Origin of the sequence: Hydrogenophaga sp. 5NK40-0174 (genome assembly GCF_040372165.1) — a bacterium.
Taxonomy (GTDB): domain Bacteria; phylum Pseudomonadota; class Gammaproteobacteria; order Burkholderiales; family Burkholderiaceae_C; genus Hydrogenophaga.
In genome coordinates, this window is sequence record NZ_BAABWG010000003.1 from 226,989 (window position 1) to 247,937 (window position 20,949).

Below are 20,949 nucleotides of genomic sequence, written 5' to 3' on the forward strand. Positions count from 1 at the left end.
ACGTTGACCTGGGCGAAAGGGGGCTGTTGTTCAATGAACGCTCTCTGGTGCCTGATGCCATAGTGGCGTCTGCTGCCTTGCCAGGGTATCGGACTTGCCTGACTCAGCCACCAGTTGCCATCGTGTGCGCAAGTTGGACAGCATGGTGCGCATTTGAGGCGTGATGTCCGGATGATTGGCGAGGAAGAACAGGTTCGAGATGAGTTTGCGGACCATGAGCTGCCGGTTGGGGCACGACTCCGCGCTCTGTGCGTAACCAGTCATCAATGCAAAGGTTCCCGCCATCAAAGCCTCGGTCGAAGGGAGAAGGTACTCCTCTTCGTCGTGGCCGCCTTGTCCTGATTGGGTGCTGGAATTCATGGGGTTCTCCAGTTCGGCGCGGATCACGCCGGAAAAAAGATACGGACCAGGAGCAAAAGGGCTCTCCCGGCATGCAGGCATTTGGCTGGCCCCCGTCCCAAAGGACCGAAGTGGGTTGGCTACGGACGAATTATATGCGAATGATTCGTATTTAGGAGAATTTTGGGTGACTTATTTGCAAGCTTCTGTTCCGAGTCAGGCACACTGAAGCCTGGAACCCGTTTTTTCTTCACGAGAGGTATTACCCATGAAAGGCGACCCACAGGTCATTTCCCATTTGCAAGCGCAGCTCAAGAACGAACTGACCGCCATCAACCAGTACTTCGTCCACTACCGCATGCTCAAGAACTGGGGTCTGGACAAGCTGGCCAAGAAGGAATACGACGAGTCCATCGGAGAGATGAAGCATGCTGACTGGCTGATGGATCGCATCTTCATGCTCGATGGCCTGCCGAACCTGCAGGACCTGGGCAAGCTCGGCATTGGTGAGACCGTGCCCGAGATCCTGAACAGCGATCTCGCATTGGAGAAAGGCGCGCAGGCTACCATCAAGGAAGGCATCGCCCACTGCGAAACTGCACGCGACTATGTCTCACGTGACCTGCTGCTCAAGATTCTGGATGACACCGAGGAGCACATCGATTTCCTCGAGACCCAGATCGACCTGATCGACAAAGTCGGCCTGCAGAACTACCAGCAGAGCATGACGGGCGACCTCAGCTAAGCCCTGTTGGCTGGCGCCAGCCCCGCCCCGGCACACCGTTTGTCAGGAACACTGCCGAGGGTGGGGTTTTCAGTTGCCAACGCGAATACGAGTGGTTATCATTTGGCTCATTAACCACTTTGAGGTCAGGTGTCACCATGATTGTCTGTGTCTGCCATCGCGTGAACGATCACACCATCGCACGTGCGGCTCGAATGGGCATGGACTTTGACGACCTGCAGCTGGAATACGGCGTGGCCACCCAGTGCGGCAAATGTGAAGGGTGTGCTCGCAGTATCTGGTCCGAGTGCGCGGCGTCCCAGAGCCTCGCGCACATCCGCAACGCCGTTCTCCCGCGCGAACCCAAGTCCTCTCAGCCAGCCTGAGAGCACCGCGAGAAAGCGGTGCCCCCATTGCCCTCCACGCTCCACTCCGGAGCGTTTTTTTTTGCCTGCGGCGCTCTCCAGCTCCACAATGACCAAAGGGATTGTGGTTACCCACATGTACGCGGACGCCTGCGCAAACTATAATGCGCAACTGCGTTTCATATCATAGAAGCAGGAGACTGGCATGAGCACAGATCAACACCAGACCGACGACAAGCGTGCTCAATTGCGGCGTTCCGCGCTTGAGTACCACGAGTTTCCGGTGCCGGGCAAAGTGGCCATCACGGCCACCAAGCAACTCACCAACCAGCGTGATCTGGCACTGGCCTACTCGCCTGGTGTGGCCGCCCCCTGCGAAGAAATCGTGGCCGACCCGGCCAATGCCTTCCGCTACACCAGCCGGGGCAATCTGGTGGCGGTGGTCACCAACGGCACGGCCGTGCTGGGCCTGGGCGACATCGGCCCACTGGCCTCCAAGCCGGTGATGGAAGGCAAGGGCGTCCTGTTCAAGAAGTTCGCTGGCATTGACGTCTTCGACCTAGAAATCAACGAGAAGGACCCCGACAAGCTGGTCGAGATCATCGCCTCGCTGGAGCCCACCTTCGGCGGCATCAACCTGGAAGACATCAAGGCGCCCGACTGTTTCTACATCGAGCGCAAGCTGCGCGAGCGCATGCAGATTCCTGTGTTCCACGACGACCAGCACGGCACCGCCATTGTGGTGGGCGCAGCCGTTCTCAACGGACTGAAAGTCGTGGGCAAAGACATCAAGGACATCAAGCTGGTGACCTCCGGCGCCGGTGCCGCAGCGCTGGCCTGCTTGGGCTTGCTCGTCAAGCTGGGCGTTCCGCGCGAGAACATCTGGGTGACAGACATCGCCGGCGTGGTCTACCAGGGCCGCACCGAGCTCATGGACCCTGACAAGGCCGTCTACCAGCAAGCCACAGACGCTCGTACTCTTTCTCAGGTCATTGAAGATGCCGACGTCTTCCTGGGCCTGTCCGCTGGCGGCGTGCTCAAAGCCGACATGGTGGCCAAGATGGCTGCCAAGCCGCTGATCCTGGCACTGGCCAATCCCACGCCAGAGATACTGCCGGAAGAAGTCAAGGCGGTGCGTGACGACGCCATCATGGCCACTGGCCGCACCGACTACCCCAATCAGGTCAACAACGTCCTGTGCTTCCCCTACATCTTCCGCGGCGCGCTCGATGCCGGCGCCTCCACCATCACGGATGAAATGGAAATTGCGGCGGTGCATGCGATAGCTGAGCTGGCACAAGCTGAGCAAAACGAGGTTGTAGCTGCCGCCTATGCTGGCGAAAAGCTTGCATTCGGCCCTGAGTACCTGATTCCCAAGCCCTTTGATCCGCGTCTGATGATGAAAATCGCGCCCGCCGTGGCGCAGGCAGCCATCGACAGCGGCGTGGCCTTGCGCCCGATCACGGACATCGATGCCTACCGCGAAAAGCTGCAGAGCTTTGTTGTCGCTTCCGGCACCATGATGAAGCCGGTCTATGCCGCCGCCAAGCGCGCAGCTGCCAAGCGCGTCGCCTATGCCGAAGGTGAAGAAGAGCGCGTGTTGCGTGCAGCCCAGGTCGTGGTCGATGAAGGACTGGCAAGACCGACCCTCATCGGCCGCCCCAACATCATTTCAGAGCGCATTCAGAAATTCGGCCTGCGCCTGAAGGAAGGTGCAGACTATGACGTGGTCAACGTCGAACAGGACGAGCGCTACAGGAACTTCTGGCAAACCTACTGGCAGCTGACTGAACGCAAAGGCGTGACGCAGCAGATGGCCAAGATCGAGATGCGCCGCCGCCTTACCTTGATCGGCTGCATGCTGCTGCGCAACGGGGATGTCGACGGGATGATCTGCGGCACCTGGGGCAACACGCAGCTGCACCTGCAATACATCGATCAGGTGATCGGCAAGCGCGACACGGCCCATTGCTACGCGGCCATGAACGCCTTGATGCTGCCGGGCAGACAGGTCTTCCTTGTCGACACTCACGTCAACTACGACCCCTCCGCCGAAGAGCTGGCTGAAATCACCGTCATGGCCGCACGCAAGATCATGCGCTTTGGCATTACCCCAAAGGCTGCGTTGCTCTCGCACTCCAACTTCGGCTCCAGCAATGCCCCCAGCGCGGTCAAGATGCGCCAGACGCTCGAGTTGCTGCAGCGCAATGCCCCCTGGCTCGAAGTTGACGGTGAGATGCACGGGGATCTGGCGCTGGACGCCTTGGCACGGGAGAAGCTCATGCCGAGCACCACGCTGTCTGGCGGTGCCAATTTGCTGGTCCTTCCCAACATCGACGCGGCCAATATTGCATACAACTTACTTAAAACGGCAGCAGGCGGAAACATCGCGATCGGCCCGATGTTGCTGGGTGTTGCGAAGCCCATGCACGTGCTCACTGCCAGCGCCACGGTCCGTCGGATTGTCAATATGACGGCCCTCACTGTTGCCGAGGCAAACGTGACAAATACAGACGCTCAAACGTAGCAAGCACTAACTCAAACACGCCTTGATTCACCCCCCACCTACGCCTTGATTCAATCCAAATGCTTGCTTTTTTTGCTCGCTTGATGCACACTTGCAGGCTTGGATTTCAGGGTTTTCCCGCCCGTCTGATCTAACCGGAGCCAAACCACCCGGAAAATGACAGCCGGGGGAGGAAAACCGGTACCAGGAGCAGGGTTTTCTCATGGGTCTGAAGCAGATCCGAACGGGATTCTGGGGGAGGAACAGTGCCAGATCGCTGGCTGCAGCAGCAGCCCTTCTGGTGGCCTACGGCATCAATCAATGGATGCCTTCCAATGCGCCACCGGTTGCGCCTGATCACCAGCAGGCGCAGGTCGGCACCACTTCTGAACAGAACGCGTCGTCAGTCGCTTCTATTCCGGTTGCGAGCCTGCCCGTCCAGGGGCGAACGGTGATGGATCAAATCCGCCAGGGTGGACCATTCCGCTACGACAAGGACGGCAGTGTTTTCGGCAACCGTGAACGCTTGCTGCCACGAGCAACACGCGGTTACTACCGCGAGTACACCGTCACCACGCCGGGATTGAACCATCGTGGTGCCAGACGGATCGTATGTGGCGGAGAGCGGCCGAGAAACCCTGAGGCCTGCTACTACACGGAAGACCATTACGCCAGCTTCCGGCTGATCGAACAGTGAGCCGGCCGTGATGGTCTGCCAGACACAGACAGAATTATTAACTTGACTTTGGAAAGAGACGCGGAGATGGACACGCCACTTCGTAACGTTCGCACCAACATTGTTCAGTCGATTCGTGCCCACAGCGTGCAGGATCTGCAGGTTGCCGCTGAACAACTGGGGCACCACTTCCTGTACGCCAACCTGGCCCAGGCCACCAGCAAACAGGACGTGCTGGAACTCATCGCATCGCAATACACCCTGCCGGCCCACTTCGGCAAGAATTTCGACGCCCTCTACGACTGCATGACCGACATGGTCAACAAGTCTGGCCCGCAGACCGGCTTCATCGTCGTGCTCGAGCACATTCCTGCCCACGGCAAGTTCGACAAGGAAGCTCGGGAGCAGCTGCTCGACATCTTCCGGGATGCCTCCGACTACTGGGGTGACCGCAAGATTCCGTTCCGCTGCTTCTACTCCTTCTCGGTGGCCCGCGCCCCAAAGGGTGAAGAGCCCATTGAAGTGGTTCCGACAGAAGACCCCATGCCCACGGACAAAATCCTGGACGTCACGCCTCAGGCCTTGCGCATGAGCAGCCCGTTCAACTCGGGTTACTGGCTCACGGCAGCTTGACAAGACGCCCCCTGCGGCGCCACGCGCCGTCCCCCACTGGGGGACGTTGCGTACGGGCCGGGGAACCCGGACCCGTCGCAACCTGGGATTTGCTGCGCCCCTCACTTGAGGGGCTTTTTGCTTTTGACAGGTCGCTTTTTGCCTGCGGCGCTGTCTTGCGACGACCTCGCCCTTCCCCCCTATCCCCCCAACCCCCTTTCCAACCCACCGGGCGGAAAGGGGGAGCTCTCATTTGGCTTCTGGTCGCCGACTCGGCTTCTACGGCTCGATGCGTCGCCACCGTGGTTTGGGGTACATGCACTTCTCTGAGGCTGTCGTAGGAACCTCGGCGTTGGTCTTCGCTCCCACGGCGCTTAGCTGGCTTTGCCGCTTTGCGGCTTGTCAGTTGGGCGCTTGTCTCGCGCACACAATTCCGCTGAGTTCAGCGTGCCTCGCTTGCAACCGGTCAAAAACCAGCGCAGCGGCAACGGTGGCAAGCTGCCGTGGACGCACCATGAGCTGGCGAGGCTCCTACGACAGCGTAGTTCACCCAAAGCCGCCTCAGGTGAGGCGGCGCCGTCAGCCCGAGGGTGCGGCGGATCCGGGTTTCCCGGTCCGCTTCGCGCCGCCCCCTTGAGGGGGACGCGCAAAGCGCGGCGGGGGTGCTTCTCTCTATCGCCCCGGCGGGGGTGGAAAGGGGCGGGGGGGATAGGGGGGGACAGAAGAAGTTGGAAAGAAGGAAAGAGCCTCAACGCTAAAGGCTACTTTCAATCACTGCAAAGCAATAGGAAAAGCGAACCTCACCCTGCCGCGAGCGCCAGCTCAACAAACTCTTTCGTTGAAACCTCTTCCGCTCTCCGCTGGAGATCAAACTCCCCACCAAACCCCTGCGCTTCCAGCCACTTCCCCAGCGTGTGCCGCAGCAGCTTGCGGCGCTGGCTGAAAGCCACCTGGACCATTTCGCCAAAGCGCTTGACGTCAATAGCGGGTGGATTGGCGACAGGGACCATGCGAACCACCGCGCTGTCGACTCGAGGTGGAGGATCAAAGCTCTCAGGCGGCACGAAGAGAAAATTCTCCATCGCATATCGCCATTGCAGCATCACCGACAAACGACCGAAGTCCTTGCTGCCCGGTTGGGCCACCATCCTGTCGATGACTTCCTTTTGCAGCATGAAGTGCTGGTCCTGGATGACGTCCACATGGTCGAGCAAGTGAAAGAGGATGGGAGACGAGATGTTGTAGGGCAGATTTCCCACCACGCGGATCTTGCGCGCGTCCTGCTCTGACTCTCCCGGTGCGCGGGGCACTGCCTGCCGCATCCGGTCCGCCAGGCCCGTGAAGTCCACGCGCAGCACATCGGACTCGACCACGTCGAGTTCTGGCCGCTCCCGCAACCGGACAGCAAGATCGCGATCGAGCTCCACCACCGTCAGCCGACCCAGTCGCTCTACCAGGGGCTGAGTCAACGCAGCGAGGCCGGGACCAATTTCGACCATGAGGTCGGACGGATTGGGGGCGATGCCGCTGACGATCGCCTCAATGATGGCGTTGTCGCTGAGGAAATGCTGGCCAAAGCGCTTGCGCGCCACGTGGGGCTTGCGGTGAGGCTTCATCAGCTCAAAAAGAAAGGTACTGGACGCAAGCGGCGAAGACGACAGCAGCGGCGGCCGTCATCGCCCGGGCCTCAGGGGCGAGGGGCCTCGCGATACTCCACATAGGCCCGGCTGCGCACATCCTGCGCCCAGGTCAGCAGCGCTTCCTGCGCCCGATCGTTCTTGAGCATGTTACGTGCCATGAGTCGTTGTTGGGACTGATCCAGTTCCCGCTCCCGGCGACCGTCGACACGGATCAAATGCACACCGAACCGCGAAACCACAGGCTCGGATATCTGCTCCAGAGGCAAGGTATTCATGACGGATTCGAACTCGGGCACGAACTGGCCCTGCCCGACCCAACCGAGGTCACCACCATTGGCGGCCGAGCCGTCCTGGCTGACTTCACGCGCAGCCGCCTCGAAGCTGGTCTTGCCCGCCAGGATATCCTCTCGCAACTGCGTCAGGCGCTGGATCGCGCTGGCCTCTGTGGTCTTGCCTTCGACCCTGAGCAGGATGTGACGTGGATGGGTCTGCACAACGCTGATACCCCCACTGCCTTGCTGCTTGTCGTTGACCTTGAGCACGTGAAAGCCGGCCGGGCTGGCCAGCGGACCTGCAATTTCGCCCCGCTGGAGTCCGCGCGTCGCCTCGACAAACAGCGAGGGAAGTCGGTCTGCGGTGCGCGGCCCGAAACCACCTCCCCGTGCGCCCTCTGGCGCGTCAGAAAACTCCCGTGCCAAGTCTTCAAACGGCACACCCGAACGAGCCTTGTCGGCCACCGCTTGTGCCCGCGCCTTACGCTCAGCGCGAACATCCTCGGAAGCGCCCTCCGGCACCATGACAAGCACATGCGACAAGTCCAGCGTGAGCTTGCCCAGGTCGTTACCGCCCTGACGGCGCAGCAACGCGTCGATGTCCGACTCTTCGATTCGGACCCGCGCATCGACCTCACGCTCCTGTACCTGCTGGAGCAGCACCTGCTGGCTCAATTCCCTGCGGAACTGGGCCAGGTCGATGCCCTCAGCCTTCAGCCGTTCGCGGAAAGCAGAAACAGACAGCTTGTTGTTTGCCGCCACCCTGGCCTCGGCATCATCGAGGGTGACCTCATCCACACGCATGCCGCGTTCGGTGGCGTACTGGATCTGAGCACGCTCGTTGATGAGCTGCTCAAGCACTTCCTTGGCCAGAATGTCAGGCGCTGGCAGCTGTGAAGCCTTTCCCTGCTCCTGAGCCTTGCGCACGATCTGCACCAGGCGTTGGCGTACTTCGTGATTGGTCACTGGCTCGGTATTGACCACTGCCACGATGTAGTCGGCGGTTTGCGCATCCTCCACGCCTTTTGGCAATGTGTCGACAGGCAACTGAAGCTTGGGCGTGGCCTTGAGCTTTTGTGCCATGACTGGCGCAGGCATGGACAGACACAGCGCCAGACTCAGCGCAAGAGCGCCGCTGGCGATGGGGGTCATGAAGATTCGTGTCAGAGGAAGAGAGGAGCTGTCAGTCATATTGTTCGAACCGGCTGGGCATGGGTTTGTCGCCCCTCAGGTCCTGGTAGCGCGGCACGTTCTGTCGCAATCTCTGCAACGACCCTGCGCCAATCCTGGAGAAATCGGTGAACTCCAGCTGGAACAGGATGCGGTGGTTCGCAGAAGACGTCGTCGTCTGCTCGCGCTCAACCACCATGCGGCCGATCCAGCAGCCTGCGTCATATTCGAGACCAGCTACCAGATCCACCACTTTTCGGTCAGGCAGGCTGTAATTCACCCGTCCAACGGTGTACCACTGACCAGGACCCAGACCACCGCCGGGCACCGCTTCAGGCGAGCTGCCGGTGAGGGCCGAAAGAGGCCATTGCCAACCCAGATCCAATGACTCGCTCACGTCCTTCTGGATACGGTACGCGGCACTGAATGAACGGTAAGGCCCCGGCGTATAGCGACCACCAATGGTTGTGCGCACCGATTCCTTTGTGTCCGGGTTGTACTGCACGTTGGAGTGCATGGACCAGCGAGAGTTCCAGTTGACCCGGGCAGAGAACAGCATGTCGCTGAAGCCCTTTTCCACTGGCGTGCCGCCAGGCAAAGTCACGTTCTGGTCATAAGCGAGATAGCGCTGCGCCACGCCCATGCGCAACAACTCGGCACCATCATTGGGGTCAATCAGGCGCGAATTGACGCCCAGCGTCACCCCGCGTGTGTCGGAAATGCGATCGTTGCCACTGAACGCACTCTCCGCGAACATGGTCGAGAGGTTGAAATCGCGACGGCCGGAATCGAAGTTCGGCAAGTCGGACTGATCCTTGTAGGGCGTCCAGGTGAAAAACGCTCTGGGCTCCAGGGTCTGGGTAAGAGAGCGCCCGAAAAAGGCCGCGGGACGCTCAAACACCAGGCCGCTGTCCACACTCACTGTGGGCAGTGATCTGGTGGTTGACTTCTCGATGCCAGTCGCATCCACGTACTTGTAGCTGGTGGCGTGCAGACGAAGCTTCGGCTCGACATACCAGCCTGGCGCTTCCCAGCGGCGAGACACCTCTCCGATGGTCAGGACCCGGTCGCCACTTTCGGCAATCTGGGCATCCGAAACGTCATAGGCAGACCGCCGGAAACGGGTCACGCCCCCGAAGAAGCTGACTCTCCAATTGTCTTGACCCAGAAACTGGTGATTTGCGCGGTCGTACGCAAGGCGCAGGCTGGGCAGGCGATCATACGGAGGCGTAATGATTGAGCCTTCGTTTTGCAACGTCTGGTACTTGTGAGCACCCACGCGAGCCGCCCAGTTGCCAGAGGACCAGCTCAGGACGGCATCGTTCTTGAGCAGCCGAGAGGAGGTCGATGAGCCGAGGCGATCGAAATCACTCCAGTAATTGTCGTCACTGACCCGGTTGAGGTTCAGGCGCAGGCGCCACGGCCCCACCAGCGACTGTCGGTCGGTCAGGCGGTGCACGTGCTGCAAGCTGTAGAGCCAACGGTCATCGTCGCGCAGCTTGTCCGAAGGCATGACGGCAGCGGTCACCTGACCAACATATGAAGAGCTCAGGTAACGAAACTCACCCTCCATGTCCACCCCACGCTTGGTCATGGCCGTCGGGGTGATGGTGGCGTCGTAGTTGGGGGCGAGATTCAGGTAGTAGGGCGCAGTGACCTGGAACCCGTTCTGGTCATCCAGACCAAATGAGGGCGACAGGGCGCCCGTCTTGCGGGCATCCGAGAGTGGAAAGGTGAAATAGGGTGCCGCGATGATCGGCACACCCTTGAACTCGAGCACCCCGCCTCGCGCCGTGCCCACGTCTTCGGCCGTGTCCAGATCGATCTGCTTGGCACGCACCAGCCAGTCGGGATTCCATTCTTCGGACCCCAGCGGACGGCGGCAGGTAGAGTAACGTGCTTCATGGGCCTGAAAGTTGTCAGGGCCCTGGAAGTCGATGCGCTTGGCATCGCCGGTGCCATGGTTCTTGAGCAGGTCGAACTTGGGCGATTCGAAATGGCCCTCACGGGTATTGAGGTTGATGTCCAGCTCCGGGCCTGAAAAGCGGTCGCCCTGACTGTTGATCACCACGTCGCCCTTGGCGTTGGCATCGCCGGTGTTCTGGTTGTATTCGAGGCGATCGGCCTTGATCACGGTGTCATGTCGACGCAACTCGGCGTGACCTTCGATCACCGTGGCTCCGTCGAGCTTGCCTTCAATCGCATCGCCGGAGACAAAGGTCGGCAGTTGCTGGCGCACCTCTGCAGGCAGATGCTCCTGCATGAGCGCGCTGCTTTGGAGGGGAATCTCGCCGTACCCGCCGAATTCGCCTTCGGCGGACACGGCCTGGGCCATCACCATGGAGGCGCCGTAGGCGGCACCGAGGGTCACACAGGCGGTGAACGCCTGCAGACAGAAGGTGGCACCCTGCAGCAGCCGCTGGCGGTGATCCTGTTCAAGGGTTGGAAGTACGGTAGGTCGCAGTTTCCGCTGACGAGGGAGTAGGTTCTTCTTGGTCACGTTGGGTAAGGACGGTAGACGCGGAAACGGGTTCTCCTGGGGTCATCAAAGTCACTGGCGAGGCAGACTCGGGGGACTGTCGCCATGCCGAACAGCACCCTCGAGCGCAATGCCCGAACAGTAGAATCCAAGCCTATTATCCTACGACGACGCCGAATCCCCGCAAACCCGGTGTCACCCTCGGCTGAAATCCCTGATGAGCTCCCACCCCCAACCCACCGTGGCCTGGTCGGACCCGGCCCGCCTGCAAGCTTTCGAAACCTGGCTCAACGGCCTGAAGACCGCATACAGCCTTGACCCGGCGAGCCTGCGCCCTGCATCGGCAGATGCCAGCTTTCGCCGGTACCTGCGGCTCGACAACGCCTCCGGCCAGTCTTTTGTGGTGATGGATGCCCCCCCCGAAAAGGAGGATTGCGCGCCTTTTGTGCGGGTCGCCGGCCTGCTCAAGGAGGCCGGTCTGCTCGTGCCGGACATCATGGACTGGGACCAGGTCAACGGGTTCATGCTGCTGACCGATCTGGGCCAGCACACCATGATGGAACAGATTGACCCGGCAAACCCCGGCGCCAATCATGAGCGCTACCTGCAAGCGGTGGACACCTTGCTGGCCTGGCAGGCAGCGTCAAAGCCGGGCGTACTGCCAGCTTATGACGAGTCCTTGATGCGCCGGGAACTCGACCTGTTCCCTCAGTGGTACTTGCAGCAACACAAGGGGCTGGCGCTGTCAGAAGCTCAGTCCCAGACGCTGGAAAAGACATTTGGCACCATTGTTGAGCGCTGCTTGGCCATGCCCAAAGCGTATGTGCACAGAGACTTCATGCCAAGGAATCTGATGATCCCCCACGCTCCGCCGTTGCACGGGTCGCTGCCCCCAGAGGGGGCTGATCCGGCTTGGGGCGGCCCGGCGTCGGATCGTCTGATGATCCCCCACGCTCGGCCGTTGCATGGGTCACTGCCCCCAGAGGGGGCTGATCCGGCTTGGGGCGGCCCGGCGCCGGATCGTCTGATGATCCCCCACGCTCGGCCGTTGCATGGGTCGCTGCCCCCAGAGGGGGCGAGTTTCACCTTGGGGCGGCCCGGCGGCAAAACTGTTGCCCCCCGCGCTCCTGTCGTAGCGGGGTCCACTCCCGCCACGCAATTGGGCGTTCTGGACTTCCAGGATGCGGTCTATGGGCCCGTCACCTACGACATCGCCAGCCTGATGCGCGATGCCTTCCTGACGTGGGAAGAGGATTTTGTGATCGACATCACCGTCCGTTACTGGGAAAAGGCCCGAAAAGCGGGCCTCATGGACTTCGAGGACTGGCACGCAGACTTTGGCGCCTTTTACCGGGCCGTGGAATGGATGGGCATCCAGCGCCATCTGAAGGTTGCTGGTATTTTTGCCCGGCTCACCTTGCGCGACGGCAAGCCCAAGTACCTGGCCGATGCGCCCCGTTTCATTGACTACATTCGCTCGACAGCGCATCGCTACCGCGAACTCACGCCTCTGCTGCGCCTGATTGACGACATCGAAGGCTTTCAGGCGGCCAGCGGGTTTGCTTTTGGGCGAGTCTGATACCGGCCAAGAGTCCGTTTTGCGCCTCAAGCCCCCATGCCACGCTTTTTCTGCCCTGTCCCGTTAAGCCCTGGCGCCGACCTGTCTCTGCCCAAAGGCGCTGCTCGCCATGTGCAGGTGCTGCGCATGCAACCTGGCCAGACCCTCACGGTCTTCAATGGCCAGGGAGGGCAGTGGAACGCCTCCATCCTCTCGATGGGGCGGTCCGACGTCGTCGTTCGGATCATGGACCACGAGCCGGTCGAACGTGAAGCTTCCCGGCAAGTCCACCTGGCCATGGGCATGCCGGCCAATGACCGCATGGACTGGCTGATCGAAAAGGCTACCGAACTTGGCGTGGCCAGCGTTCAACCCTTGATGACGGCACACGCCGTCGTCAAGCTCGACGGCGCGCGAGCAGAAAAGAAACGCTCGCACTGGGCCGCCATCGCGGCTTCAGCCTGCGAGCAATGTGGCGGCAACCGCGTACCGGACATCCATCGCCCCATGACCATGGGCGAATGGCTCGCGACGGATTTGCCGGCGATCGAGCGCTTCGTCCTCTCGCTGGCACCGGGCAGCCAGCCATTGGCGACAGTCATGCCGCCTCCTGGGCAGCCACTCATGTTCCTCAGTGGCCCGGAGGGCGGGCTTTCTCCGCAGGAAGAGCAGGCAGCCATCAGCCATGGTTTCTCTCCCGTCGGACTCGGGGGCAGAACGCTCAGAGCCGAGACTGCGGCACTGGCGGCACTGGTCCAGGCTGTGGCCTGCCCGGCAGGTTGAGGCGGGCGGACCAGGCAGATTGATTGATCAGCGCTGCTGATCAAAGAATCTGAATATCACGTCATTCGCCGAAAGCGCGTCTGAGCCGGAGCGTCGGCCGATCACGCTACGGCCTCCAGGCCATGAGTGCCCCCCTTCGTCAGTGACACAGAGCTGAAGCTGCGCGCCAACGCGGCACTGCTGGTAGAGATCACAGTGGGCGCCCGGCTGCTCCAGTACCCGCTCCGCCTGGGTCGAGCACTTCAAACGGGTTTGCCACCGGCGCATGGTCTCAGGCACCGACACAAAGTCCACTCTGACCAGGGATTTCGGTCCGATGCCACCCTCAAAAGGCACTCTCGGGTCGTCCTTGGCATGGATGTGCAATACGGAAACGGGTTGAGCGTCTCCGCATTGGCTGTTGCCATCCGTCCCCGCCACGGCTGCCACGGCGCGAAACACATCTGGGGCTTCGCAGGCCAGCCTGTGACTCATCATGCCGCCATTGGACATGCCGGTCGCAAACACCCGTCCCTCCCGCACCCGCACGTGCCGACGCACGTCATCGACCACGGCTCGCAGGAATCCGACGTCGTCTACCTGCCGCTTGTGCGCATAGCCACAGCAAATGCCCGCGTTCCAGGTCGCCATGCGAGCGGCGCGGGCCCTCGCAGACCCGTTGGCAAATACCACCACATAGCCATATCGACGTGCAGCAGCCTTGAGGCCGTAGTAATTGTCGTTGGCCTGAATGTTCATGTTGCCACCGCCGCCATGCAGGGCCAACACCATGGGCATGGGCTTGCCCAGGTCAAAACCAGTTGGGACAAATAGCCTGTATTGGCGTTCGACCCCGGCGTAGGTCAAGGCATAAGCGAACTCGCCCGCCTGCACAATGGTCTCGGGACCCGGCCGGGCCTCAGCCTGCCGCCTGGCCTGCAAGGGAGACGCGCAGGCACTCAGGCCGATGAGCAAGCCCAGAAGTGCAGCGAAACGACGGAGCATTGGAGACATCCTGATGACAATGAGACGTCAGTCGATTTCGCGCTTGTCGTTGAGACGAAGAATGCCCTTGATGAGCCGGTAAGCCCACCAGGCCAGATTTCCCACTGCGATCAAGACGCCAACGCCGGCCATGGCCCAGGATCTCTGAAAAACGCTGAGAACCAGAATGGCACAAACGCCGAGACCGGCCAGCAAACTGAACCAGAAGGTGTTGATCTGCCAGTCGAAGTGGCTCTCCAGCCATGTTCCGCGCACATCATCTCTCTTGACATAGTTCATGATGATGCCCACCAGTGCCGTGACACCCACAAAGATGGCCAGGCCATACATCACGTAGATCACCATGGCCAGCTGGGCATCATCGCCCGAAGACGGCCCGCGTTGCGAGCGGGAATCCACATCAGCCTTGATCAACTCACTCATTCCTTACCTCCCTCGACTGCACAGGTCGCGCCCGGGCATCAGGCGAATTCTTCCACGACTGGTGACGTCACCAGGCTCCACACGACCCACCCATGCAGCAACACGAACAACAGGCTGGAACCGATCGACGCCCAGATCATGTTTCGGACCATTTGATCGAGTTCGGCCAGAAGATCCGCCGGGATGTCGTTGCCCAGAATGGCCTGGGGCGAAGGAATGAAATCCGGCAGGAAGAACAAGCCCACCAGGTTCCAGACCGAGCCGACAGACAGTGCGACGACAAAGAACCAGCGCGCCCAATTACGCCGCCTCAGCAAACCGACGGACGCCCAGAGGGTCAACCACACGACGAGCATGGCAGCCAGCGATATTTCGCGCAGGTAGCGCACAACGAACACCACGCCAGCCGGCATGCCCGGGCCGAGCCGCTCAGGCGACAGCGCCTCTGGGGGGACCAGCCAGAAAAGCGTGACCAGCTCCAGTGCCAGCCCCACCGCGAGCAGGGCGCAGGCCACGATCGACACCCATGCGAGTCCCGTCACCAGATTGGAGCGCACTGGTTTCAACGCGCCGTCTCTGGCCGAGAGATCACCCATGGGCACCAAACTCGTTGATGTTCAGCGAAAAATGCTCCCCATCCGTGGCCACCAGCCCGATACCCTCTTCGTAGTGGTAGTCGACACTCACCAGGTCGATATCAGCATCGATCAGGTTCACAACGTAACCACTGTCGGCCAGATTCATCAGCGTTGCCCTGCGCTCGGGCTTCTTGACGAAGACGCCTTTCTTGGGTGCATAGAGAAACTCGTACCCCTCCAGGCGACATAGCGCTCCTTCACACGCCATGACCTCGCCCAGAAAGTGGCGGCGGTTGCCATTCTCGTGCAGGGTCCTGTACATCACGTGAACCTTCTCACCATTGCGAATCAGCATGTTTTTCTCCAGGCAACGATGGCCAATGCCATCCAGTGTTCATGTTACCCGCTTGCACACGAGGGGATGCGCAAGCTGTATCTGTCAACCGAGCAGCTTGCGGTAGACGGCCAGGTCTTCTTCCGAGAAACAGCAGAAAACAACGTACTCCGGCATACCGGGCTGGCCGGCAAGCCCGACCACGGCGTCGACGGCAATGCAGGCAGCCCGTTCGATGGGGTAACCATAGACACCCGTGCTGATGGAGGGGAAAGCCATTGACCGCACCCCATGTCCGGCAGCCAGGCGCAAGGACGAGACATAGCATGAGCGCAGAAGATCAGCTTCGCCCTGCTCACCGCCTGTCCAGACGGGGCCAACCGTGTGAATGACGTAGCTTGCCGGCAGCCGGTAGCCCGCGGTGATCTTGGCTTGACCGGTCTCGCAGCCATGAAGAGCGCGGCATTCTTCAAGAAGCTCGGGACCGGCCGAGCGATGGATGGCGCCATCCACTCCGCCACCACCGAGCAGGCTGTTATTGGCGGCATTGACAATGGCGTCGACCTTGAGGCGGGTGATGTCGGCCCGCAGCGCTTCAAGTCGCACGCAGCGGGTCAGCCCAGCCCCATCCAGGCACTGAACAGGTGGGAGCGCTCTTCCAGCTCCGCCGGCTCGGCTGCAAGACTGGATTCAAAGCTCTGGGTGTCGCGCCAGCGCTGGACGGTCTCACGCAGGTCGTTGAGCAACACGACGCCCCCCGTCGTTGTCTCGAGACACAGCAGCTGGTGGCAATCACCCTGGAAAGGCACCAGAGAGAGGGGTACATCCCACTGCTCACGCAATTCCAGGCCGTTGAGGATTTCTCCGTATGACCAGAAAGGAAGCATGAGGCTGCGCAATTTCCCGTCGACGCGGATCGACGCGTAGCGCTCGTTGAACGATTCGACAGACTGCAAAAAACTCTTGCTCATTCGAACCGGCGCGTGAACACGCGCACAGAAAATCAAGGATGTGGGACATCTTATTCCTGCCGCACCCTCAAAACAAGGGATGGCATGCCAATGTCTGCAAGACTGACCACTGCGCGGGCTACGCGCGGGCCGCCTCCGGCAACACAGATGCCGCGAGAAGAATCTGGGCAACGTAATAGGTCGGCAGCCCCCAGGCGCGATTGATCCACGCGGAGTGAACAAATCGCTCGCGTGCCACTGCGATGTCCGAGGCGGCAAACAGAAGTGCTCCCCACAGCGGCAAATATTCGCCCGCCGCCGCTACGCGTCCTACAGCCGCGGCGCACATCAGCAGGATGACCGCAACATAGGCAAAGACTGGCCAACGGTCTTGGGCTGACAAATGCGGCCCCAGCCAGCGGACAATGAAAACGCCAGCCACCATGGCTGCGACCAGCCCCATGGCGGCGACATCGGCTTGCCAGGGGCCGGATGCAAACGCAGTGGCAAAGCACAGATGCGAGAGCAGGAAAGCAAACAATCCCGCCGTGAACGCTGAGCGGCTGCGACCGAGCAAGCACGCATCGCCGGCCCACCCCAGTACCAGGGCGGCCATGATCCACTGGCCATACAGGCTGTGCAGACTCCCCCACGACACGGCCAGGGCGAGGAAAGCAGTGCTCGCCAGCATCTTGGCCATGGCCCGCACGCCGGGCCAGTCACGGTATTCAGCCAGCACCAGTGTCAGGACCGCCAGACCACAGCCAGCCAACAACAGCGAAGAAGCCTCATCTACCACAGCACACCCGACACCACACAGTGTGCCCATTGTCCCCGTCGACTCTGCTCGGCGCAAGCGTCGCTGATGCGCCCCGCCCCAGAAAGCCGTACGACAGTCAGGTCAGGCGTCTTGCCTGTATAAAGCAACGCTGATGAATCGAAATTTGTGGTTGTTGGCCGCCGCGCAAGGCCTGTTCCTGACGAACAATGTGGTGTTCATTGCCATCAACGGGCTGGTGGGACTGGCGCTGGCGCCCAAGGGCTGGATGGCGACCTTGCCCGTGATGGGCTACGTCGTTGGTGGCGCCTTGTCGACTGGCCTGGTGGCGCGCGCCCAGCAACGGTTTGGGCGCAAGGCTTCATTCCAGCTGGGTTTGCTCGTGGCGCTGGGATCGGCCGCCCTGGCCGCCTGGGCAGCCTTCGAGCACAGCTTCTGGCTGCTGTTGCTGGCCACCGTGGTGGCTGGCTACTACAGTGCCAACGGACAACTCTACCGGTTTGCTGCAGCTGAGCTATCTGCGCCGGCCTACCGTGAAAAGGCAGTGTCGCTGGTTCTGGCCGGAGGACTGGTCGGTGCGGTCCTGGGCCCCAACCTTGCCAGCCGAACGCGAGACCTCTATGAGGTGCCTTTCACCGGTGCCTACGTCGCTCTGGTCGTGGTGGCACTGGTCTCCATGATCGTCATCAGCTGGATCGATTTTCCTGCTGTGCAGAAGCGAAGCACGGGTGAAGACAAAGGCAGGCCGCTGAGCGAAATCATGCGTCAGCCCGTCTTCATCGTCTCCACCATGGCCGCTGCGCTGGGCTACGGCGTGATGAACCTGCTCATGGCAGCCACACCTCTGGCCATGCAGGTGTGCGGCTATCCGTTCGAAGACACGGCACTGGTGCTCGAATGGCACGTCATCGGGATGTTTGCCCCCGGCTTCTTTACCGGTCACCTCATCAAGCGGTTTGGTGTGCTGCCCATCATGGGCGTCGGCGTCGTTCTCAACGCTGTGTGCATCGCCATTGCACTCAGTGGTGTCGACCTGCACCAGTTCATCATCGCCCTGTTCTTGCTGGGCGTTGGCTGGAACTTCCTGTTCACGGGGAGCACAACGTTGTCGCTCCAGGCCTACCGGCCTGAAGAAAAAGATCGCGCGCAGGCAGCCATCAATTTCTTTGTGTTCGCCACTCTGGCTGCCACGTCTTTCGCATCGGGCGCGCTTGTCACGACGCAGGGCTGGCAATGGCTGAATATCGGGTCACTGCTGCCCGTGGCCTTGACTGGCCTGGCTTTGCTCTGGCTTGCATCGCGTCGCAAACTTGCCCACAATGGAATTTGATACTTTTGTGTGCCAGCCGGCCTGTTTCGGGTGTCCCCTGACATTTCCTGGCTGGACGAACCAATCCAACGAAGGAGGTTGATATGGGATTGCTCGATTCTGTGATCGGTAGCGCGATGGGCGGCGGCGGACAAGGCGGCCTGAGTCCCGAGGTGCTGATGAATGTGGTCAGCACACTGATGAACGAAGAAGGTGGGCTGTCGGGCCTGATTCAGAAGTTTCAGGCCGGCGGTCTGGGCGAGATCATTCAGTCATGGATTGGATCTGGCGCCAATCTGCCCATTTCAGGCGACCAATTGAGCGGTGTGCTCGGCGGCGACCTGATGGGCAAGCTGGCCGATCAGATGGGCACCGGCCAGGAGCAGGCTGCCGGCACTCTGGCTGGTGTGCTGCCTGGTCTGGTTGACCAGCTCTCACCCGATGGCGGCGTTCCTGCGGACAACGGACTGGGCGGACTGGGTGCCCTGCTCGGCGGTGGCGGCGGCCTCGGCGGCATGTTGGGCGGCATGCTCAAAGGCTGATTTCCGCCACCCTCTCCCTCAGCTGAACAGCCCCGTCATGCGTCGGGGCTGTTTGCTTTTCGGGCGACGCACAGCCTGTGCAATGTGCCCGCCCTGTCAGGCTGGAGCAATGGCATCGAGCCAATGCCGAAGCACCCGGTAGGTCTCCGACGGGTCGGTTTCGTTGAATATCTCGTGGTACTGCCCTGCCAGGCAGTGGCTCGTCACATGCTGGGTGTTGGCATGCCGTGCAAAAGCTTCGCTGCCTTCGGGCAGCACCAGATGATCGTCGCCTGCATACATGAGCAGGGTCGGCACATGCCAGCGCGCAGCCTGGGCCAGAACCGTTTCGCCATTGGATGAAATGAACCTGGCCAGCCGTGCAGAGATGCGGTCGTGCACCAGCCGGTCCGTCTGATACGCCTTGACCACCTCGGGGCTGTGCGAAATCCTGGTGGCATCGAGACCATTGCCCAGGGTCAGATTTGGCGCCCAGCGGTGCAGCAGCGAGATCAGGCCACGCTGAATCGCCGTGGTCTTGACCATCAACGCAGGAGACGAAAGAACCAGTGCATCCACCGACGCAAGTCCTCGCGCCACGGTCAGGGATGCCACCAGGCCACCCATGCTGTGGCCCAGCAGGATCAAAGGGCAAGCCCATGGGGCTGAAATATGGCGGCGGGTGTCATCGATGATCTCGGCCAGATCATCAAGCAGCGCGTCGTCATAGGGAACCGTTCCCCGTTCGCCGCCGCTCTCACCATGACCTCGCTGGTCATAGGCCCGCACACAGAATCCCCATTCGTTGAGTACCCGCGCCACTGAGTCATACCGCCAGGCATGCTCGCCCAGCCCATGCGCGATCAGCACCACCCCTCTCGGCCGGAGTCGCCGGGGAAGTGGCCAGTCATACAAGGCGATGTTGAGACCGTCGCGCAGCGTGAACGGGGCTTCTGTGGTGTCTGTCATGGTGGCGAAGACCAGCGCCCAGCGCCGGTAGACCACTCAAGCATAGCAGGCAAAACGCCCACCGGTCAGCACACCAGGAGCCCTCCGCGGCCGGCTGTCCCGTCAAATCGCCCGTTCACCTGAAGCGCACAGACGCGGGAAATTCACGCACACCAGACGGCTGCTTTGCGGGAGAGGGTGTGTGACACCTGCCCACCTGCAGAACAAACAAAAAAGCGTGCCGGACATGCCGGCACGCTCTGCGCCTGTCTTTCTTCGACCAGTGGAGATCAGGTAGGTGCTGATCAGGCCTTGAAGACGGAGATCGCTTCGTTCAGCGAGATCGCCTGGTCCTTAAGACTCTCTGCAGCTGCGCTGCTCTCCTCAACCAGTGCGGCGTTTTGCTGGGTCATCTGGTCGAGCTGGCTGACAGCAGAGTGAACCTGGCCGATGCCGCCAGACTGCTCATTGGTGGCTGCGGTGATTTCGCCGATGATGTCCGCCACGCGCTGCGCATTGGAAACTATCTCGCTGATGGTGGCGCCTGCCTCGCCGACAAGCCGCGTGCCGTTCTCCACCTTCTCGACGCTGGCACCGATCAGGCCTTTGATCTCTTTGGCCGCCTCTGCGCTGCGTTGCGCCAGCGATCGCACTTCGCCCGCCACCACAGCAAAGCCGCGCCCTTGCTCACCCGCTCGCGCAGCTTCCACCGCCGCGTTGAGGGCAAGGATGTTGGTCTGGAAGGCAATGCCATCGATCACGCCAATGATGTCGTTGATCTTCTGGCTGCTCTGGTGGATTTCTTCCATGGTCGAGACCACCTGGCTGACCACCTGGCCGCCCCGCGTGGCCACATCGGCGTTGGCCGCTGCCATCTGGCTGGCCTGGTTGGCCGCATCGGCACTTTGACGCACCGTGCTGTTGATCTGCTCCATGCTGGCCGCCGTCTGCTGCAGGCTGCTCGCGGCTTGCTCGGTTCGGGAGGACAGGTCCTGATTGC

Annotated in this window: 20 protein-coding genes and 2 pseudogenes; 9 read left to right on the forward strand and 13 right to left on the reverse strand. The window is 61.2% G+C overall.

Translation table 11 applies throughout. The annotated features are described in order from the left end of the window. Positions 1 to 30: 30 nt before the first annotated feature. A complete protein-coding gene (locus tag ABWV89_RS10570) occupies positions 31 to 360 on the reverse strand; it encodes a hypothetical protein (protein ID WP_353396413.1) in 330 nt (109 codons plus the stop codon). 247 nt (positions 361 to 607) lie between these two features. Here ABWV89_RS10570 and bfr point away from each other — a divergent pair, with 247 nt between their 5' ends. The 5 genes and pseudogenes from bfr to ABWV89_RS10595 form a co-directional block, all read left to right on the forward strand. Beyond that, positions 608 to 1,084, forward strand: coding sequence for a bacterioferritin (gene bfr / locus ABWV89_RS10575; protein ID WP_353396415.1), 477 nt, complete (start codon positions 608 to 610; stop codon positions 1,082 to 1,084). Between the two features lie 200 nt (positions 1,085 to 1,284). After that, positions 1,285 to 1,449 (forward strand): (2Fe-2S)-binding protein, encoded by a 165-nt coding sequence (locus ABWV89_RS10580; RefSeq protein WP_353397497.1) that lies wholly within the window; start codon positions 1,285 to 1,287, stop codon positions 1,447 to 1,449. Positions 1,450 to 1,633: 184 nt separating this feature from the next. Beyond that, positions 1,634 to 3,955 carry an NADP-dependent malic enzyme gene (locus tag ABWV89_RS10585; protein ID WP_353396417.1) on the forward strand — a complete coding sequence of 774 codons (2,322 nt, stop codon included), beginning with the start codon at positions 1,634 to 1,636 and terminating at the stop codon, positions 3,953 to 3,955. 202 nt (positions 3,956 to 4,157) lie between these two features. Continuing rightward, the gene (locus ABWV89_RS10590) at positions 4,158 to 4,631 is read left to right on the forward strand and encodes a guanyl-specific ribonuclease (protein WP_353396419.1); all 474 of its coding nucleotides are present in this window, start codon (positions 4,158 to 4,160) and stop codon (positions 4,629 to 4,631) included. A gap of 66 nt (positions 4,632 to 4,697) precedes the next feature. Beyond that, positions 4,698 to 5,093 (forward strand): annotated as a pseudogene (locus ABWV89_RS10595) (barstar family protein); the annotation flags it as partial. A gap of 929 nt (positions 5,094 to 6,022) precedes the next feature. Here ABWV89_RS10595 and rsmA read toward each other — a convergent pair. The 3 genes from rsmA to ABWV89_RS10610 form a co-directional block, all read right to left on the reverse strand. After that, a complete protein-coding gene (rsmA, locus tag ABWV89_RS10600) occupies positions 6,023 to 6,838 on the reverse strand; it encodes a 16S rRNA (adenine(1518)-N(6)/adenine(1519)-N(6))-dimethyltransferase RsmA (RefSeq protein ID WP_353396421.1) in 816 nt (271 codons plus the stop codon). A 71-nt stretch (positions 6,839 to 6,909) separates the two neighbouring features. After that, positions 6,910 to 8,286, reverse strand: a complete 1,377-nt coding sequence (locus ABWV89_RS10605) for a peptidylprolyl isomerase (protein WP_353396424.1) — start codon at positions 8,284 to 8,286, stop codon at positions 6,910 to 6,912. A gap of 31 nt (positions 8,287 to 8,317) precedes the next feature. Next, a complete protein-coding gene (locus ABWV89_RS10610) occupies positions 8,318 to 10,675 on the reverse strand; it encodes an LPS-assembly protein LptD (protein WP_353396425.1) in 2,358 nt (785 codons plus the stop codon). A 325-nt stretch (positions 10,676 to 11,000) separates the two neighbouring features. On the opposite strand from ABWV89_RS10610, the gene ABWV89_RS10615 reads away from it, so the two are divergent. Both ABWV89_RS10615 and ABWV89_RS10620 read left to right on the forward strand, forming a co-directional pair. Next, a complete protein-coding gene (locus ABWV89_RS10615; RefSeq protein ID WP_353396427.1) occupies positions 11,001 to 12,362 on the forward strand; it encodes an aminoglycoside phosphotransferase family protein in 1,362 nt (453 codons plus the stop codon). A 36-nt stretch (positions 12,363 to 12,398) separates the two neighbouring features. Further along, the gene (locus ABWV89_RS10620) at positions 12,399 to 13,124 is read left to right on the forward strand and encodes a 16S rRNA (uracil(1498)-N(3))-methyltransferase (protein WP_353396429.1); all 726 of its coding nucleotides are present in this window, start codon (positions 12,399 to 12,401) and stop codon (positions 13,122 to 13,124) included. A gap of 27 nt (positions 13,125 to 13,151) precedes the next feature. On the opposite strand, the gene ABWV89_RS10625 is transcribed toward ABWV89_RS10620, so the two are convergent. From ABWV89_RS10625 to ABWV89_RS10655, 7 genes are all read right to left on the reverse strand, one after another. After that, entirely contained in the window at positions 13,152 to 14,108 is a 957-nt protein-coding gene (locus ABWV89_RS10625; protein ID WP_353396431.1) for an extracellular catalytic domain type 1 short-chain-length polyhydroxyalkanoate depolymerase, read from the reverse strand. Between the two features lie 27 nt (positions 14,109 to 14,135). Next, a complete protein-coding gene (locus tag ABWV89_RS10630; RefSeq protein ID WP_353396433.1) occupies positions 14,136 to 14,531 on the reverse strand; it encodes a DUF4870 family protein in 396 nt (131 codons plus the stop codon). A gap of 38 nt (positions 14,532 to 14,569) precedes the next feature. Then, a complete protein-coding gene (locus tag ABWV89_RS10635) occupies positions 14,570 to 15,127 on the reverse strand; it encodes a YbjO family protein (RefSeq protein ID WP_353396435.1) in 558 nt (185 codons plus the stop codon). After that, complete coding sequence (locus ABWV89_RS10640) at positions 15,120 to 15,464, reverse strand: hypothetical protein (protein WP_353396437.1); 345 nt, start codon at positions 15,462 to 15,464, stop codon at positions 15,120 to 15,122. The genes ABWV89_RS10635 and ABWV89_RS10640 overlap by 8 nt, the downstream gene beginning before the upstream one ends. Before the next feature lie 84 nt (positions 15,465 to 15,548). Then, positions 15,549 to 16,049 carry an O-acetyl-ADP-ribose deacetylase gene (locus tag ABWV89_RS10645; RefSeq protein WP_353396438.1) on the reverse strand — a complete coding sequence of 167 codons (501 nt, stop codon included), beginning with the start codon at positions 16,047 to 16,049 and terminating at the stop codon, positions 15,549 to 15,551. A gap of 8 nt (positions 16,050 to 16,057) precedes the next feature. Next, positions 16,058 to 16,414 (reverse strand): hypothetical protein, encoded by a 357-nt coding sequence (locus tag ABWV89_RS10650; RefSeq protein ID WP_353396441.1) that lies wholly within the window; start codon positions 16,412 to 16,414, stop codon positions 16,058 to 16,060. Between the two features lie 118 nt (positions 16,415 to 16,532). Next, on the reverse strand, positions 16,533 to 17,222 hold the full coding sequence (locus ABWV89_RS10655) for a lysoplasmalogenase (protein WP_353396442.1): 690 nt from the start codon (positions 17,220 to 17,222) through the stop codon (positions 16,533 to 16,535). A gap of 103 nt (positions 17,223 to 17,325) precedes the next feature. Between ABWV89_RS10655 and ABWV89_RS10660 the strand changes: the two genes are divergently transcribed. After that, entirely contained in the window at positions 17,326 to 18,501 is a 1,176-nt protein-coding gene (locus ABWV89_RS10660) for an MFS transporter (RefSeq protein ID WP_353396444.1), read from the forward strand. 83 nt (positions 18,502 to 18,584) lie between these two features. Then, complete coding sequence (locus ABWV89_RS10665; protein ID WP_353396446.1) at positions 18,585 to 19,022, forward strand: YidB family protein; 438 nt, start codon at positions 18,585 to 18,587, stop codon at positions 19,020 to 19,022. Positions 19,023 to 19,118: 96 nt separating this feature from the next. Here ABWV89_RS10665 and ABWV89_RS10670 read toward each other — a convergent pair whose 3' ends face one another. Then, complete coding sequence (locus ABWV89_RS10670) at positions 19,119 to 19,970, reverse strand: alpha/beta hydrolase (RefSeq protein ID WP_353396448.1); 852 nt, start codon at positions 19,968 to 19,970, stop codon at positions 19,119 to 19,121. 293 nt (positions 19,971 to 20,263) lie between these two features. After that, positions 20,264 to 20,893: pseudogene (locus ABWV89_RS18880) on the reverse strand (methyl-accepting chemotaxis protein); the annotation flags it as partial. Positions 20,894 to 20,949: the final 56 nt, after the last annotated feature.

Bases quoted from the DNA above. Each gene is read 5' to 3' on its own strand.
- ABWV89_RS10570 (WP_353396413.1), bottom strand. From the start codon at position 360: ATGAATTCCAGCACCCAATCAGGACAAGGCGGCCACGACGAAGAGGAG.
- bfr (WP_353396415.1), top strand. From the start codon at position 608: ATGAAAGGCGACCCACAGGTCATTTCCCATTTGCAAGCGCAGCTCAAG.
- ABWV89_RS10580 (WP_353397497.1), top strand. From the start codon at position 1,285: ATGGACTTTGACGACCTGCAGCTGGAATACGGCGTGGCCACCCAGTGC.
- ABWV89_RS10585 (WP_353396417.1), top strand. From the start codon at position 1,634: ATGAGCACAGATCAACACCAGACCGACGACAAGCGTGCTCAATTGCGG.
- ABWV89_RS10590 (WP_353396419.1), top strand. From the start codon at position 4,158: ATGGGTCTGAAGCAGATCCGAACGGGATTCTGGGGGAGGAACAGTGCC.
- rsmA (WP_353396421.1), bottom strand. From the start codon at position 6,838: ATGAAGCCTCACCGCAAGCCCCACGTGGCGCGCAAGCGCTTTGGCCAG.
- ABWV89_RS10605 (WP_353396424.1), bottom strand. From the start codon at position 8,286: ATGACCCCCATCGCCAGCGGCGCTCTTGCGCTGAGTCTGGCGCTGTGT.
- ABWV89_RS10615 (WP_353396427.1), top strand. From the start codon at position 11,001: ATGAGCTCCCACCCCCAACCCACCGTGGCCTGGTCGGACCCGGCCCGC.
- ABWV89_RS10620 (WP_353396429.1), top strand. From the start codon at position 12,399: ATGCCACGCTTTTTCTGCCCTGTCCCGTTAAGCCCTGGCGCCGACCTG.
- ABWV89_RS10625 (WP_353396431.1), bottom strand. From the start codon at position 14,108: ATGCTCCGTCGTTTCGCTGCACTTCTGGGCTTGCTCATCGGCCTGAGT.
- ABWV89_RS10630 (WP_353396433.1), bottom strand. From the start codon at position 14,531: ATGAGTGAGTTGATCAAGGCTGATGTGGATTCCCGCTCGCAACGCGGG.
- ABWV89_RS10635 (WP_353396435.1), bottom strand. From the start codon at position 15,127: ATGGGTGATCTCTCGGCCAGAGACGGCGCGTTGAAACCAGTGCGCTCC.
- ABWV89_RS10640 (WP_353396437.1), bottom strand. From the start codon at position 15,464: ATGCTGATTCGCAATGGTGAGAAGGTTCACGTGATGTACAGGACCCTG.
- ABWV89_RS10650 (WP_353396441.1), bottom strand. From the start codon at position 16,414: ATGAGCAAGAGTTTTTTGCAGTCTGTCGAATCGTTCAACGAGCGCTAC.
- ABWV89_RS10655 (WP_353396442.1), bottom strand. From the start codon at position 17,222: ATGGGCACACTGTGTGGTGTCGGGTGTGCTGTGGTAGATGAGGCTTCT.
- ABWV89_RS10660 (WP_353396444.1), top strand. From the start codon at position 17,326: ATGAATCGAAATTTGTGGTTGTTGGCCGCCGCGCAAGGCCTGTTCCTG.
- ABWV89_RS10665 (WP_353396446.1), top strand. From the start codon at position 18,585: ATGGGATTGCTCGATTCTGTGATCGGTAGCGCGATGGGCGGCGGCGGA.
- ABWV89_RS10670 (WP_353396448.1), bottom strand. From the start codon at position 19,970: ATGACAGACACCACAGAAGCCCCGTTCACGCTGCGCGACGGTCTCAAC.